Genomic DNA, 14,690 nt, shown 5'->3' with positions numbered 1-14,690 from the left:
TCTCTCTTTCAGTCCGTCATCTCGGGCCCCATGGCCTCTTCGACGAGGGTGGCGGCATCCATCAACAGCGTCTCGTCCGCCTCGCCATTCACCGGCATCTTGCCGATTTCAAGCATGATCGGCACCGCCAGCGGCGATATCTGCTCGAGATTCTTATGCATGATTCGACCGCGGATGCGCGAGAGCATCTCGGCAAGTCTGCTGACATCGAGCAACCCGGTCGCGGCATCCGTGCGAGTGGCCTGCAGCAGAATATGGTTGGGTTCGTGGCTGCGCAGCACGTCATAGATCAGGTCGGTCGAAACGGTCACCTGGCGGCCGCTTTTCTCCTTGCCGGGGTGGCGCTTTTCGATCAGTCCGGAAATCAGCGCGCAATTGCGGAAGGTGCGCTTCAAGAGCCAGCTGTCGGCAAACCAGGCTTCGAGATCGTCGCCGAGCATGTCTTGATCGAACAGCGTGGCCAGGGACGGTTTTCTGTTCTTGAACATCCAGCCCATGTCGGCCAGCGACCAGATGGCCAGCGCATAGTCTGTGGCCACGAATCCGACCGGCTTGGCACCCGCCCGATCCAGCCGCCGGGTAAGCAGCATGCCGAGCGTCTGATGCGCAAGCCTGCCCTCGAACGGATATGCCACCATGTAATACCGGTTGCCGCGCGGAAAGGTTTCGATCAACAGGTCATCGCGTTTCGGCAAGACGGACTTGTCCGCTTGAAATCTCAACCAGTCAGCGACCTGCTCGGGGAGTTTCTTCCAGCGTTGCGGGTCGTCGAGCATGGCGCGCACCTGCTCGGCGAGGTAGGTCGAAAGCGGGAATTTGCCACCGCCATAGTAAGGCACCTTCGCGTCGCTGCCCGGCGCGTTCGAGACAAAGCACTCATTCTCGCGAATGCCTTCGAAGCGCAGGATCTTGCCGGCGAACATGAAGGTGTCGCCGTGGGTCAAAGTCTCCAGGAACGCTTCCTCGATCTTTCCCAGAACCCTGCCGCCGCGCGAGGCTGCCCCCCGACTGCCGGCCTGGACGTAGCGTACATTGAGCGCCGGCACCTCGATGATGGTGCCGACATTGAGCCTGTATTGCTGGGCAACGGCCGGATTTGAAACCCGCCACAGGCCTTCCTTGGTCTGCCGGATGCGGGCATAGCGCTCGTAATTCCTGAGCGCGTAGCCGCCGGTGGCGACAAAGTCGATGACCCGGTCGAATGTCGGCCTGTCCAGGCTGGCGTAAGGCGCGGCCGTCCTTACCTCATCAAACAGTGCGTCGGCATGGAACGGCGCGCCGCAGGCACAGCCCAGCACATGCTGCGCCAAGACGTCCAGCCCGCCATTGACCAATGGCGGCGTGTCCTGGGCGCCGAGATAGTTGGCGTCGAGCGCGGCGCGGCATTCCAGAACCTCGAAGCGGTTTGCGGGGATGAGGATCGCCTTCGACGGCTCGTCCATGCGATGGTTGGCGCGGCCGATGCGTTGTGCCAGCCGGCTGGCGCCCTTCGGCGCGCCGACATGCACCACCAGGTCGACATCGCCCCAGTCGATGCCGAGATCGAGCGTCGAGGTGGCGACGATGGCGCGCAGCGCATTCTCGCCCATTGCCTTCTCGACGCGGCGACGCTGGGCGACGTCCAGCGAACCGTGATGAAGCGCGATCGGCAAGGTATCCTCATTGACGCGCCATAGTTCCTGGAACAGCAGCTCGGCCTGGCTGCGGGTATTGACGAAGAGCAGCGTGGTCTTGTGCCGCTTGATCTCGCGATAGATTTCCGGCGTGGCGTAGCGGGCCGAATGGCCGGCCCAGGGAACGCGCTCTTCGGAATCGAGGATCGAGATCTCGGGCTTGGCGCCGCCCGTGACGACGATGAGCTCGGACATTGCGTCCGGGGAAGTCTGGCTGACCAGCCAGCGCCGCAATTCATCGGGCTCCGCGACGGTCGCCGACAGACCGATGGTCTGAAGGTCGGGGACAAAGGTGCGCAAACGCGCCAGGCCAAGCGCCAGAAGATGGCCGCGCTTCGAGGTGACGAGCGAATGAAGCTCATCGAGCACGACATAGCGCAAATCCTCGAAGAAGCGCCTCGCGTCGTTCGAGGCGATCAGCAGCGCGAGCTGCTCGGGCGTGGTGAGCAGGATATCGGGCGGCGCCAGTTTCTGCCGCTGGCGCTTGTGCGAGGGCGTGTCACCGGTGCGGGTCTCGATGGTGACCGGCAGGCCGATCTCCTCGACCGGCTTGCCGAGATTGCGCTCGATGTCGACGGCCAGCGCCTTGAGCGGCGAGATGTAGAGCGTGTGGATGCCGCGATGCGCCTGGCCCGGCTTGCGCTTCGGCCGGTTGGCCAGTTCTGTCAGCGAGGGCAGGAAGCCAGCCAGCGTCTTGCCGGCGCCGGTCGGCGCGATCAGCAGCACCGATTGCCCGCTTTGCGCCTTCGCCAGCAGCTCGAGCTGGTGGACGCGCGGCGACCAGCCCTTTTCGCCGAACCATTTGAGGAATGGCTCAGGCAGCAGGACGGCGGCATTCTGTTCGGCAAGGCGCGGCTGCTCTGTCACGCGCAACAGGTAGCGCGACGGCGCGCGCTCGCCAAGGAAAATCGGAACAAAAGGGGATCAAGGCGCCCTTTTCCTTCTCCCCTTGTGGGAGAAGGGTAAGCTGGCGCTACGGCCTCCTGAACCCCGTCGGGCCGCCATAGAGATAGCCGATGCGCTCGACCGCCCCTTTCAGCCCTTCGAGCGAGACCAGCATGGTGTGGCCGTTGGCGTGGATCATGTCTTTTTCGTCGGTCATGATCGCCACATGGCCCTTCCAGAAGACGAGGTCGCCGCGCTGAAGTCCGGAGTAATCCGGACCCGGCTCGAACGCCGTGCCGATCGAAGCCGCCTGCATATCGGAGTCCCGCAGGACATCCTTGCCCGTCATGCGCATTGCCAGCTGCACGAGGCCGGAGCAGTCGATGCCGAAGCCGGAGACGCCGCCCCACAGATAGGGCGTGCCGAGGAAGCTTTCGGCGATTGTGACGTAGTCCTCTGCGAGTTCGCTGATGGGTCGCAAATGGCGCGCGATGATCGCCTGGCCGGAAGGCAGCAGCGCATAATGCGTGCCGCGCGTTTCGGCCGAGCCGCTTACCGTCACGGCCGAGCCCATCGACAGCTGTCCGCTGATCGGAAAGCGCAAATCCGGCCCGGGATAGAGGAAGGTGCGCGGCACGCAGACGATGTGCGTGGGCGCATGTTCGCGCTGACCCAGGAGATTGTCCGCCACATAGCCGACGTAACCGTCGCGCTCGGCCTGTACCCAGGCCCAGCCTTCCGCGTCCTCGAAGACGAGCACGTCGTCGCCGAACAGCGCCTGCGTGTTCACGCCCGCATCGGGGCGCGGCGCCTTGCGCAGGTCGGCCACCGACGCCGTGATCCGCGCCGGGCGGCCGGTGACGAAGCGGTCGGCGGCGACCTCGCCTTTCAGCCTTGCGTCGGCAAGGTCGGAGCGGAAGGCGTGAAGGCGGGCATCCCTTGCGGTCAAATCGATAATCCAGTCGTCAGCGATGAGGTCAGATGGGCAGTTCTTGCGCCCTGGCGACGATACCATCGCCGAAGCGCTCGACAAAGAGCGCGCCTTCCACCGTGCGCCGGATGAGCACATTGCGCTTGTCGAGCTCGTCGCGGTGGCGCGAGACGAGCTTCAGCGCGCCCATCGTGTCCAGCGCCCGGGTGATGACCGGCTTGGTGACGTTGAGCCTGGCAGCCAGTCCGCGCACCGTATGCGGCGGCGGATCGAGGTAGATGGTGAACAGGATCGCCGTCTGGCGCATGGTGAGATCGGGCTCGCCATAGCGCACCTGGGCCAGCATCACCTGCTGCCACAGTCGCAAGGCCTGGCTCGGGCGCATCGAGATCGACATCGCCCAAGCATGCCGGCAAATTGTTTCGGTTCCGTTTCAGTAACGGCGTTTGCCGCTACGCTCCGAAACGCCCGGCGATGACCCGCTCCAGCGCGCGAATGCCCTGCGCCTCGCCGCCGGTCAGGCCGTGGGGACGGTCGGCCGGGTTCCAGGCGAAGATATCGAAATGCGCCCAGCTATGGGTCTTCTCGACGAAGCGCTTGAGGAAAAGCGCCGCGGTGATCGAGCCGGCAAAGCCGTCGGTGGTGACGTTGTTGATGTCGGCAATCTTCGAGGAAAGCTTTGCATCGTAAGGACGCCACAGCGGCATGCGCCACAGCGGATCCTCGACCGCCGCGGACGCGGCGGCAATTTCGGCGGCAAGCGTCTCGTCGGCGGTGTAGAAAGGCGGCAGGTCCGGCCCGAGCGCGACGCGCGCGGCTCCGGTCAGCGTCGCCATGTCGACCAGCAAATCGGGCTTCTCCTCATCGGCCAGCGCCAGCGCGTCGGCCAGGATCAGCCGCCCTTCGGCGTCCGTGTTGCCGATCTCGACGGTGATGCCCTTGCGGCTCCTGAGCACGTCGCCGGGTCGGAAGGCGTTGCCGGCGATCGAATTCTCGACGGCGGGAATCAACACGCGCAACCGGACATTCAGTTTCGCCCCCATGATCATGGAAGCGAGGCCCAGCACATTGGCGGCTCCGCCCATATCCTTCTTCATCAGAAGCATGCCGGACGACGGCTTGATGTCGAGGCCGCCGGTGTCGAAGCAGACGCCCTTGCCGACGAGCGTCACCTTCGGCGCGTCACTCTGTCCCCAGCTCATGTCGATCAGCCGCGGCGCGTCGGCGCTGGCCCGGCCGACAGCATGGATCATAGGGAAATTCCGCGCCAGGAGATCGTCGCCATGGACTGCCGAAATATCGGCGGCATGGGCGGCCGCCACTTGCCGGGCGGCTTCTTCCAATTCGACTGGACCGAGGTCGCTGGTCGGCGTGTTGACGAGGTCGCGTGTCAGGAACACGCTGTCGGCGACGCGGCGGACATGCGCAGCGTCAGCGCCCTCCGGAAGCGCGAAGCGCAAGGCCTTGCCGGGCTTCTTGCCGTAGCGGGTGAAGACATAGCCGCCCAGGACAAGCGCGAGTGCGGCGAGTTCGGGTTGCGCCAGGCCCGACGCGAAATACCAGTCGCCTTCCGGCAGCGCCCTCGCGAGCGCGCCCAGAGCAAGCGCGCTCTCGCCGTCGCCGGTGCCGAACAGCGCGCCGGCGAGGCCGCCGTCTTCGCCCGGCAGGACCAGGGTGCGTCCCGCCTCGCCGGAAAAAGCGTTGGCCCTTGCCCAGGCGATGGCAGGCGGCGGCAATGCCGCGGCTTCAAGGGCGTCCTTTGCCACCAGATAGACAGGCAAGGCGGCTTGCGGCTTTTGTCCGACGAGTTCGACAGGCATGCGATGATCTCCGGCCGAACAGGATGAGTCGGCTTCTTAACGGTCCGTTAGGGTTAACAGAATATTTCTGCGGGAGGGAAGACGGCCAGCCTATGGCCGCACAGGAATGGAGACCGGGCGCCGATGCCGATCAAAGCGTTGAACCATAGAGCCAGGCGTCTGATCAGCACAGCCTTCATGGCGGCGCTGGCAGCCAGCGTGGCAGGTTGCGGCAGCACCAGCCAAATGACCACCGGCTCCATCTCGCGCTCCGACAGAAGGCCGCTGGAAACGATGTCGGCCGGCGAACTGCACACGGCCACGTCCAGGCTTGGCGAATCCTACGCCCGCAATCCCAATGACAAGCGCATGGCGATGAATTTCGCGGCGGCGCTGCAAATGGACGGCGATGCCGATCAGTCGCTCGCCGTGATGCGCAAGCTGGCGATCGCCTATCCCAAGGATCGCGAGGTGCTTGCCGCCTATGGCAAGGCGCTCGCCGCCAACGGCCAGTTCGAGCCGGCGCTCGACGCCGTGCGTCGCGCGCAGACGCCCGAATATCCGGACTGGAAGCTGGTGTCGGCGGAAGCCGCGATCCTCGACCAGATGGGCCAGAAGGAAGAGGCGCGTCAGGACTACCGCAAGGCGCTGGAACTCAAACCGAACGAACCTTCGGTGCTGTCCAATCTCGGCATGTCCTATGTGCTCGAAGGCGACCTGCGCACGGCCGAGACCTATATGCGCTCGGCCGCGCAGCAGCCCAGCGCCGACAGCCGGGTGCGGCAGAACCTTGCGCTGGTGGTGGGCCTGCAGGGTCGCTTCGACGAGGCCGAGAAGATCGCCTCGCAGGAATTGTCGCCCGAGCAGGCGCAGGCCAACGTCGCCTATCTGCGCCAGATGCTTGCCCAGCAGAACGCCTGGAGCCAGCTGAAGGATCAGGACAAGAACAAAGCGAAAGTCGCCACGAACTGACCGGGGACCGCCGCTAGGCGTCGACCGCTGCAGAAAATCAAAAGCCGCGCGAAACCCCGCGCGGCTTTTTGATTGGCGCCAGCCGATAGCCTACTGGCTCGAGGAGCTGTGCTGGTCGCCGAAGATGCCGCGCTGGCTGACCTGGATGCCGGCCGGGCCCAGGATGATGGCGAACAGCACCGGCAGGAAGAACAGGATCATGGGCACGGTGAGCTTCGGCGGAAGTGCTGCGGCCTTCTTCTCGGCCGCGTTCATGCGCATGTCGCGGCTTTCCGAGGCGAGCACGCGCAGCGCGTGCGCCACCGGCGTGCCGTACCGTTCGGCCTGGACCAGGGCCTGCGACACCGACTTGACCGATTCCAGGCCGGTACGGCTTGCCAGGTTCTCATAGGCGATCTTGCGATCCTGCAGATAGGACAGCTCGGCATTGGTGAGCACGAATTCCTCGGCAAGCGCGACCGACTGCGCGCCGATTTCATCGGCGACCCTGCGCAGGGCCGCTTCCACAGACATGCCGGATTCCACGCAGATCAGCATCAGGTCGAGCGCGTCCGGCCACGCCAGCTGGATCGACTGCTTGCGCTTGGTCGCGCGGTTGTTGACGTAGAGGATCGGCGCGTAGAAGCCGCCATAGGCGACGACGACACAGACGAACAGCTTGATGAAAGCCGGCTGCTGCGGCAGGCCGCCGAGCACGAACAGGTAGACGGCCGCCAGCGCAAAACCCACGAATGGCAGGACGAGGCGGAAGAACAGGAAGCGCGTCAGCGGGTTCTGGCCGCGGAAGCCCGCGACCTTGAGCTTCTGGATCGTGCTTTCGTCGGCAAGCGCGCGCTTCAGATCCAGGCGGTCGACGATGTTGCGCATGCCGACGGACTGTTCCTCGCGCAGGCCCTTGCGGCGGCGGTCGGCCTCGCTGGCCAGCCGCGCGCGCTGCTCGGCGCGCAATCTGTCGCGTTCGAGCGCCACGGACTTCATGCGCGATTTGAGCGACGTGCCGCCGAACGCCGGCATAAGGGTGAACACGGTCGCGAACACGGCGATGCCGACCAGCATCGCGATCAGGAAGGAAGGGTCGGTGAGTGTTTTGACGACCTGTTCTGTCACCGGATTCGCGCCCCTACACCTCGAAGTTCATCATCTTGCGCATCACCAGGATGCCGATCGACATCCAGACGCCCGAGCAGCCGAGGATCAGGTTGCCGACACTGGTGGTGAACAGCGGCATGATATAAGTCGGGCTCGACAGATAGACGAGGAAGGCGACGACGAAAGGCAGGGCGCCGATGATGACGGCGGATGCCTTGGCTTCCATCGACAGCGCCTGGACCTTGGCCTTCATCTTCTTGCGGTCGCGCAGGACGCGCGAAAGGTTGCCCAGCGCCTCGGACAGGTTGCCGCCGGCTTGCGACTGGATCTGGATGACGATGCCGAAGAAGCCGGCCTCGCTGCAGGGCATCGTCTCGGACATGCGCATGGCGGCGTCGGGGACCGACATGCCCATCTGCTGGGAATCGACGATGCGGCGGAACTCCGACCGGACCGGTTCGGGCGATTCATTGGCGATCAGGCGGATCGCGTCGTTGAGCGGCAGACCGGACTTGACCGCGCGCACGATGATGTCGAGCGCGTTCGGAAACTCTTCCAGGAAGGCCTTGACGCGACGTGTGCGGCGAAACGAAACAAACCACCGCGGCAGGCCGAGCCCGCCCACCAGCAGGGCGCCGGGCAGCGCCCACAGGGGCGCGCCGACGAAAAAGAGAAGGCCCGTCAGGATGATGCCGCAGACGGCGGAGTACATGTAGAAGCGCTCGATCGGGACCTGCATGCCGGCCTGGCGGATCTGGACCTTCAGCGGCGGTTTCTTGACGTTGCGATCGTTGGTCTTCTGCTTCTCGTCGAGCTGCTTGAGCGAGTCCTGGAGACTCTTGCGCCGCTTGACCGCCTCCGCGGCGCGATCGCGCGTGGCTTTCACCACCGACCGGTCGGTTTCGGCCGTCTTGATCGTCTGAAGCCGCTTGCCGGCCTGCTTCTCATTGTCGAGGCGCGTGAACAGGAAAGCATAGGCCACCGCGCCGGCGCTGAAGCCGGCAAGTACGATGAACGCCAGGACGGTGGTGTCAATTCCGAACATCGACCGGTGCCCCTAGGCCCTTTCGCCGTTTCACAGAAACGGCGAACCGCCCTATTCCTTTGTTTAGATGCAATTCCGGACGGAAAGTTACGGCGAAGTCGCCGAACCCGACCGCTTCACACTTTTCCTGGAATTGCTTCAGACCTCCAGACAAATCAGTCAGCGCGTTTCTCCATCGCCTCGAGCGCATTGGCGAGGCGCTGCTCCTCGCCATAATAGCGGGCGCGATCCCAGAAATGCGGGCGGCCGATGCCCGTCGACACGTGCTCGCCGACCAGCCGCCCGCTCGAGTCCTCACCCTTGATGTTATAGAGGACGAGATCCTGGGTGATGATGACGTCACCTTCCATGCCGACCACCTCGGTGATGTGGGTGATGCGGCGTGAACCGTCGCGCAGGCGTGCGGCCTGGATGATCACGTCGATCGAGCCGACGACGATCTCGCGCACGGTGCGCTGCGGCAGCGAATAGCCGCCCATGGCGATCATCGATTCGATACGGTTGAGGCATTCGCGCGGGCTGTTCGAGTGGATCGTTCCCATCGACCCGTCGTGACCGGTGTTCATCGCCTGCAGAAGGTCGAACACTTCCGGTCCGCGCACTTCGCCGACGATGATGCGCTCGGGCCGCATGCGCAGGCAGTTCTTGACGAGATCGCGCATGGTCACCTCGCCCTCGCCCTCGAGATTGGGCGGCCGGGTTTCGAGACGAACCACATGCGGCTGCTGCAGCTGCAGTTCGGCCGAGTCCTCGCAGGTGATGACCCGCTCCTCGCGATCGATATAGTTGGTCAGGCAGTTGAGCAGCGTCGTCTTGCCGGAGCCGGTGCCGCCCGAGATGACGACATTGCAGCGGACCCGGCCTATGATCTTGAGGATTTCCGCGCCTTGCGGCGAGATGGCGCCGAACTTGACCAGCTGGTCCAGCGTCAGCTTGTCCTTCTTGAATTTACGGATGGTGAGCGCGGTGCCGTCGATGGAGAGCGGCGGCGCGATAACGTTGACGCGCGAGCCGTCGGGCAGGCGCGCGTCGCAGATCGGGCTCGATTCATCGACGCGACGGCCGACCTGGCTGACAATGCGCTGGCAGATGTTGAGCAGCTGCTGGTTGTCACGGAAACGGACGCCGGTCTGTTCGACCCTGCCATTGACTTCGATGTAGACGTTCTTGGAGCCGTTGACCATGATGTCGGCGATGTCGTCGCGGGCAAGCAGCGGCTCCAGCGGCCCATAGCCCAGAACGTCGTTGCAGATATCCTCGAGCAGCTCCTCCTGCTCGGAGATCGACATCGCGAAGTTCTTGATCGCGATGATGTCGTTGACGATGTCGCGGATTTCCTCGCGCGCGCTCTCGGGATCGAGCTTGGCGAGCTGCGACAGGTCGATCGTGTCGATGAGCGCGGAGAAAACCTGGCTCTTGGTGTCGTAATAGGTCTCGCTGCGCTCGCGCTGGACCCTTCTCGGCGGCTCGGGCGCCATCGGCGGAGCCTCGACGGGACGGCGGGCCGGCGGCGCGGACGGCGCGGGCGGCGCGCTGGACGCCGGCGCGGCCGGCCGCTCGGCCGTCATCGTTCCCGTCGAAGCGGGAGCGGCGGGCGCCGATGCCGGCGGACGGAATTCGGGCGTCACCCGGTTGCCGTCGTCTTTGCCTCTCTTACCAAACATGATCGACTACCCGATGCCGCTCAAACAGCGTCACTTCTTGTTGCGCGAGAGCTTGCCGAGGATCGAACCCAGGCCCGCCTTCTTCTTTGTCTTGATTTCGCTACGTCCGGTCAGCACATGCGCTATCTCATTGATGGTGGCGACGACCGGGTTCTTGGCGTCCATCTCGGAGAGCATGCGGCCGTTGTTGGCGGCATTGCCGAACAGCACCGGTTCGAAATTGATCACCGCCATGGGCGTGATGCCGAGCGGCTCGGCGAAATCGGAAGGCGCTATCTCCGGCCGTTTCGGCACACCTGCCTGGTTGATGACCAGCTTCGGCGGCGGATCGTTCGGACGCAGCCGCTTCAGCATGTCCACCATGTTCTTGGTGTTGCGAAGATTTGCGAGCTCGGGTGTGGCCGTGATGACGATCTCGTCGGCCTTGATCAGCGTGCTCTTCGTCCACCCGCTCCAGATGTGCGGGATATCGAGAACCAGCAGGGGCGCGCTGCGCTGCGCCATCTCGATGACCTGCGAGAACGCCTCAGCGTCGAAATCATAGACGCGCTCCAAGGTGGAGGGGGCCGCAAGCAGCGACAGATGCTCGGCGCATTGCGCGAGCAGGCGATCGAGATAGACCTCATCGACCCGCTCCGGCGAGAACACGGCCTCGGCGATGCCTTGAGCCGGATCCTGATCGAAGTTGATGTTGGCGGTGCCGAAGGCGAGGTCGAGATCGGCGATGACAACTTCGGACTTGAACAGCGACGACATCGCCCAGGCGGTATTGTGAGCAATGGTCGATGAGCCGACTCCACCCTTGGCGCCGATGAAAGCAATCGAGCGGCCGATCGGCTCCGATTCCGGATCGACGAAGATCGACGACACGACGCTGACGATGTCGGTCATCGAGACCGGCGCGATGACATATTCGGAGATTCCGGAACGGATGAGCTCGCGGTAGAGCCCGACATCGTTGTAGTGGCCGATGACCACGACCTTGGACGACGGATCGCAATATTCCGCGAGCTGGCCGAGTTGTTCGAGCAGTTGCTTCGGCTCGCTGCGCGATTCCAGCAGGATCAGGTTCGGCGTCGGCGCGGACTGGTAGAACTCGATCGCGGTCGGGACACCGCCCATATGGACCTTGAGATGGGCCTTGGCCATCCGGCGGTCCTCACCGGCGCGCTCCACGGGGCTGGCGACGCCTTCCGTCTCGCAGAAAGCCTGGATCGAAATGCGCGGCACGGGGCGCAGCGCCTGCATGGCGGCGATGTCCTGCTGCGAAAGGTCGCCGGTTTCCGCGGGCGTGTCGTAGGCAAGATTGCTCATCGTCATGCTCTTTCCGTGACTGCTCTCTTCGTCGTCCGGCGGCTCAGTACGTCACTTCCGAATTGCCGAGGAACTCGTCGGAGATGCCCCTGGCCCGGTACACATCGATCACCGCGCCGCGATTTTCGGCGTCGATTTCGGATTGCTTGCGCGGCCCGATCAGATCGTTGGGATTGGCGACCTGGGCCGCGAGATTGTTCTGGTAGGAGCAGCCGAAGTCAGCATAGTGCTTGTTCTCCGACGTCTCGGTCAGGTCGTCGGGCCAACGCCCGCATTTGTCGGTCTGGGCCCGCACCGCGACGAAGGCGACGCGCACCGGCGCGGACGCCTCCGGCACGGCCGACTGATAGGATGTCATGACGATGCGGTTGCGCTTGACGCCCGCGGCCATGGCAAGCCTGGCGAAATCGCGACCGGCCGCGCGGGCGGCAAGTTCGTTGGCGGAGCCGGCCGGCATCGCGATCGTCAGCGCCGGCGCGGCGCTCTTGTCGTAACCGTCGAGAAAACCGAGCAGCGTGTCGCGTTGCGCGCCCGTCATGCCGCGATCGCCGGCGCCGACCGGCAGGTCGATCTTCTGGTTCTTCTCGGCGATGACGATGGGATGGGTCGTGCGGTAGTCGTCGGGTATCGATCCGACTGTAACGCTGTCGCGATTGGCGCATCCGGCGAGCGACGCCGCAAGCGCGACCGCCAGTGCCGGGACCACCTGCCGGCGTATCCTTGCGATGCCGGATGCTGTCCGGACCGTCATGACCTTCGATGCTGACTTGGACATATCCGCATTCCCACTCATTTGTAGATGAAGCCGACAACGCCGTGATAGCGGCCCGGCGGCCTGTCGGTCTGCATGGTGCCGTAGACGCGGTTGACGCGGCCGAGGAACATTCCGGCGCCGTCGCTCGCCGCGTTGAAGTTATCATCCGGCTTGGCCAGGTCGTTGCGCGCCACCGGCCGCGCCAGGTAAGGCGTGATGATGATGACGAGCTCGCTTTCGTTGCGGACGAAGTCGCGGCTGCGGAAGAGCGTTCCGAGCACGGGGATCTTGGTCAGGCCGGGCAATCCGGTGACAGCCTGCCTGAGATCGTCGCGCACGAGGCCCGCGATCATCATCGAACCGCCGGAAGGCAGTTCCACCGTCGTATCGGCCAGGCGCTTGCGCAGCGACAAGGCGTTCATGCCGATGCTCTGATTGTCCGTGGATGCCGATACGGATCCTTCGGTCGTCGGTTCGGAAACCGACGTCCTAACCTTCAGGCTTATGCGACCGGGCGACAGAACAACCGGCTGGAACTCCAGCCCGATACCATACTCGATCTTGTCGACCGAATAGTTCTTCAGACCGGTCTGGTTGTCGGTGGACACGTTGGCGGAAACGCTCTTCACAATATTGTACTCGCCGCCGACCTTGAATGTCGCCTTTTCCCCGGACACGGCGGTCAAAGTCGGCTCAGCCAGGGTCTTCATGACCCCCGACTGTTCCATTGCGTTGATATAGGACTGCAGCCCTGACGAGCTGGTAGAGAGGCCCGCGTTCGACAGCGGTTTGCCAAGACCCGTGTAAGGGTCGCTGAGCGCCGCCCAGGAAATGCCGTTGCTGCCGCCGCTGGCGAGCATATTGACGCCGAGCTGTTTCATCACCGAGCGGCTGACTTCTGCGACCGTCACCTTGAGCGTTACCTGATCGTCGCCGATGATCTGCAACAGGTTGACGATTTTGGAGACCCGGCGTTCCTGGTCGGGGTTGTTGATGTCGACGCCGCCATTGACCGAGCCGCCGGCGGCGGTCTGCGAATATTGACCGGTCGTCGCTTCACCGCCGGACACGAAGATGGTTGCCAGGTCGACGGCGCGCTTGGCATCGAGAGGCGTGTCGACCGTGCCCGTCAGCACGACGTTGTCGTTGAGCAGCTCGACCTTGATCTGCGAAGACGGGATGAAGCGCTTCAGATAGTCTTCCAGCCCGGCGACATCGCGCTCGACGGCCAGGTCGAGGCTGACAATCTGCTCGCCATTGGGGCCGAAGACAAAGATGTTGGTTTCGCCGACCGCCTTGCCGAACAGGTAGATGCGCCGCGCCGTGCGCGTCACCGCGTCGGCAACCGCCGGATTGGCGACGAGGATGTCATAGGCATCGTTCGGCAGATCGATGACCACGGATTTGTTGAGGCCAAGCTTGACGCGCTGCGTGGCGACGGAAGCCGATACGCCGGCGCTCGCGGCTTTGGCTTCGACCAGTCCCGAAGCGTTGGTGCCAATCAGGAGCAGGCCGATCGCCGCGGCCGCCAGGAAGGGCAGCAGTTTACCGTTTAGCCTCATTTCCTTGCTCCAACCTCGGAAACTTCGCCCGACTTGATCAGACGCACTGTTCCGTGCCGGCCATTGCCGTTGACCAGATAGTCGGCTTCGTCCGTACTCTTTTCATGGATGTCGGTGATCGGACGCAGCGCGAGCGTCAGGCGGTCCGCCATCTGCTGCGCCACGGTGATGATCTCGGCCTGCTGCGGCGTCAGTTCCAGCGTCGCGGTCTGGCCGACCCTGGTCTTCTTGCCTTCCTCGTCCTCCTGGATGGTCTGGTCGATGGCCAGCACGCGGATGTTCTTGAGGATGGTCGAGGTGTTGAAGCCGCTGCCGCCGTTGCCGGTGTCGGCACGGCGGGTCATGATGACGTCGACGAAGTCGTTGGGCAGGATGAAGCCGCCGGCAGAGGTGTCGGCCGATATCGCGGTGGCGACAGCGCGCATCCCCGAAGGCAGGATCGAGGACATGAAGCTCTGCCCCTCGCCGACCAGCTTGGAGCGGCGCAGCGGCTCGCCCGTATACATGGCGACGCGCGCGACCGAGCCCTTGAGCTTTTCGACCGCGTCAGGTTCGGCGGCCCGCGTGATGAAATTGGCATTGACGCCGTCGGCCGGCCATTCTTCCCAGCTGATGTTGTTGCCGAGCTGGCTGCCCATCGCCACGTCGCCGGAAAGCACCAGAACGTCCTGCAATGCGACTGCCGGCTGCGCGGGCGCATTGACAACGACCTGCGCTGGCGGCGCCACGACCATGTTCTTGGCGACATAGCCCGCGCCACCCGCCGCGACCGCAGCCACGCCCAGAATAATCAATCGGGATGCTGGCATTCGTCCAAAACCCTTCGCCTCGTGGCAAACCACCCACGCCTGGCCGGACTTTGCAGCTGCAATCGTCAAAACAAGGTTAATGCAATGCTTACGATCGTGATTAATTTAAGGTTTACTCAAATTAGATCGAACGGCCCGCTATTAACAAAAAAGGCGGCCTGGCCGCCTTCGGTCGCCGACATCGATGTCGCCA

Annotated in this window: 12 protein-coding genes; 1 reads left to right on the top strand and 11 read right to left on the bottom strand. The window is 64.1% G+C overall.

What is annotated here, in order from left to right:
- Positions 1-8: 8 nt before the first annotated feature.
- The 4 genes from EN862_RS29270 to EN862_RS29255 form a co-directional block, all read right to left on the bottom strand.
- The gene (locus EN862_RS29270) at positions 9-2,540 is read right to left on the bottom strand and encodes a ligase-associated DNA damage response DEXH box helicase (RefSeq protein WP_127867641.1); all 2,532 of its coding nucleotides are present in this window, start codon (positions 2,538-2,540) and stop codon (positions 9-11) included.
- A 106-nt stretch (positions 2,541-2,646) separates the two neighbouring features.
- Positions 2,647-3,507, bottom strand: coding sequence for an NlpC/P60 family protein (locus tag EN862_RS29265; RefSeq protein ID WP_189401563.1), 861 nt, complete (start codon positions 3,505-3,507; stop codon positions 2,647-2,649).
- Between the two features lie 28 nt (positions 3,508-3,535).
- Positions 3,536-3,886 carry a MarR family winged helix-turn-helix transcriptional regulator gene (locus EN862_RS29260; protein ID WP_127867524.1) on the bottom strand — a complete coding sequence of 117 codons (351 nt, stop codon included), beginning with the start codon at positions 3,884-3,886 and terminating at the stop codon, positions 3,536-3,538.
- 55 nt (positions 3,887-3,941) lie between these two features.
- Positions 3,942-5,309 carry a leucyl aminopeptidase family protein gene (locus EN862_RS29255; protein WP_112127928.1) on the bottom strand — a complete coding sequence of 456 codons (1,368 nt, stop codon included), beginning with the start codon at positions 5,307-5,309 and terminating at the stop codon, positions 3,942-3,944.
- 123 nt (positions 5,310-5,432) lie between these two features.
- Here EN862_RS29255 and EN862_RS29250 point away from each other — a divergent pair, with 123 nt between their 5' ends.
- Positions 5,433-6,260 carry a tetratricopeptide repeat protein gene (locus EN862_RS29250; RefSeq protein ID WP_112127929.1) on the top strand — a complete coding sequence of 276 codons (828 nt, stop codon included), beginning with the start codon at positions 5,433-5,435 and terminating at the stop codon, positions 6,258-6,260.
- A gap of 90 nt (positions 6,261-6,350) precedes the next feature.
- Here the strand turns inward: EN862_RS29250 and EN862_RS29245 are convergent, their stop codons facing one another.
- From EN862_RS29245 to cpaB, 7 genes are all read right to left on the bottom strand, one after another.
- On the bottom strand, positions 6,351-7,367 hold the full coding sequence (locus EN862_RS29245; protein WP_127867525.1) for a type II secretion system F family protein: 1,017 nt from the start codon (positions 7,365-7,367) through the stop codon (positions 6,351-6,353).
- A gap of 13 nt (positions 7,368-7,380) precedes the next feature.
- Positions 7,381-8,394: a type II secretion system F family protein gene (locus EN862_RS29240; RefSeq protein ID WP_127867526.1), complete on the bottom strand. Its 1,014-nt coding sequence runs from the start codon at positions 8,392-8,394 to the stop codon at positions 7,381-7,383.
- A 155-nt stretch (positions 8,395-8,549) separates the two neighbouring features.
- Positions 8,550-10,058: a CpaF family protein gene (locus EN862_RS29235; protein ID WP_127867527.1), complete on the bottom strand. Its 1,509-nt coding sequence runs from the start codon at positions 10,056-10,058 to the stop codon at positions 8,550-8,552.
- Positions 10,059-10,088: 30 nt separating this feature from the next.
- Positions 10,089-11,378: a CpaE family protein gene (locus EN862_RS29230; protein WP_127867528.1), complete on the bottom strand. Its 1,290-nt coding sequence runs from the start codon at positions 11,376-11,378 to the stop codon at positions 10,089-10,091.
- A 37-nt stretch (positions 11,379-11,415) separates the two neighbouring features.
- On the bottom strand, positions 11,416-12,147 hold the full coding sequence (locus tag EN862_RS29225; RefSeq protein WP_127867529.1) for a CpaD family pilus assembly protein: 732 nt from the start codon (positions 12,145-12,147) through the stop codon (positions 11,416-11,418).
- A 14-nt stretch (positions 12,148-12,161) separates the two neighbouring features.
- Positions 12,162-13,688 carry a type II and III secretion system protein family protein gene (locus EN862_RS29220; RefSeq protein ID WP_127867530.1) on the bottom strand — a complete coding sequence of 509 codons (1,527 nt, stop codon included), beginning with the start codon at positions 13,686-13,688 and terminating at the stop codon, positions 12,162-12,164.
- On the bottom strand, positions 13,685-14,497 hold the full coding sequence (gene cpaB, locus EN862_RS29215; protein ID WP_095819350.1) for a Flp pilus assembly protein CpaB: 813 nt from the start codon (positions 14,495-14,497) through the stop codon (positions 13,685-13,687). Before cpaB ends, EN862_RS29220 begins: the two co-directional genes overlap by 4 nt.
- Positions 14,498-14,690 lie beyond the last annotated feature (193 nt).

The sequence above is a fragment of the Mesorhizobium sp. M2E.F.Ca.ET.219.01.1.1 genome (assembly GCF_004016445.2).
Lineage (GTDB): Bacteria > Pseudomonadota > Alphaproteobacteria > Rhizobiales > Rhizobiaceae > Mesorhizobium.
The sequence above is the reverse complement of the archived record's forward strand: the minus strand, read 5'-3'. Positions and strand labels throughout refer to the sequence as shown.

Bases quoted from the DNA above. Each gene is read 5' to 3' on its own strand.
- EN862_RS29230 (WP_127867528.1), bottom strand. From the start codon at position 11,378: ATGACGATGAGCAATCTTGCCTACGACACGCCCGCGGAAACCGGCGAC.
- EN862_RS29250 (WP_112127929.1), top strand. From the start codon at position 5,433: ATGCCGATCAAAGCGTTGAACCATAGAGCCAGGCGTCTGATCAGCACA.
- EN862_RS29255 (WP_112127928.1), bottom strand. From the start codon at position 5,309: ATGCCTGTCGAACTCGTCGGACAAAAGCCGCAAGCCGCCTTGCCTGTC.
- EN862_RS29240 (WP_127867526.1), bottom strand. From the start codon at position 8,394: ATGTTCGGAATTGACACCACCGTCCTGGCGTTCATCGTACTTGCCGGC.
- EN862_RS29220 (WP_127867530.1), bottom strand. From the start codon at position 13,688: ATGAGGCTAAACGGTAAACTGCTGCCCTTCCTGGCGGCCGCGGCGATC.
- EN862_RS29260 (WP_127867524.1), bottom strand. From the start codon at position 3,886: ATGTCGATCTCGATGCGCCCGAGCCAGGCCTTGCGACTGTGGCAGCAG.
- EN862_RS29235 (WP_127867527.1), bottom strand. From the start codon at position 10,058: ATGTTTGGTAAGAGAGGCAAAGACGACGGCAACCGGGTGACGCCCGAA.
- cpaB (WP_095819350.1), bottom strand. From the start codon at position 14,497: ATGCCAGCATCCCGATTGATTATTCTGGGCGTGGCTGCGGTCGCGGCG.
- EN862_RS29225 (WP_127867529.1), bottom strand. From the start codon at position 12,147: ATGTCCAAGTCAGCATCGAAGGTCATGACGGTCCGGACAGCATCCGGC.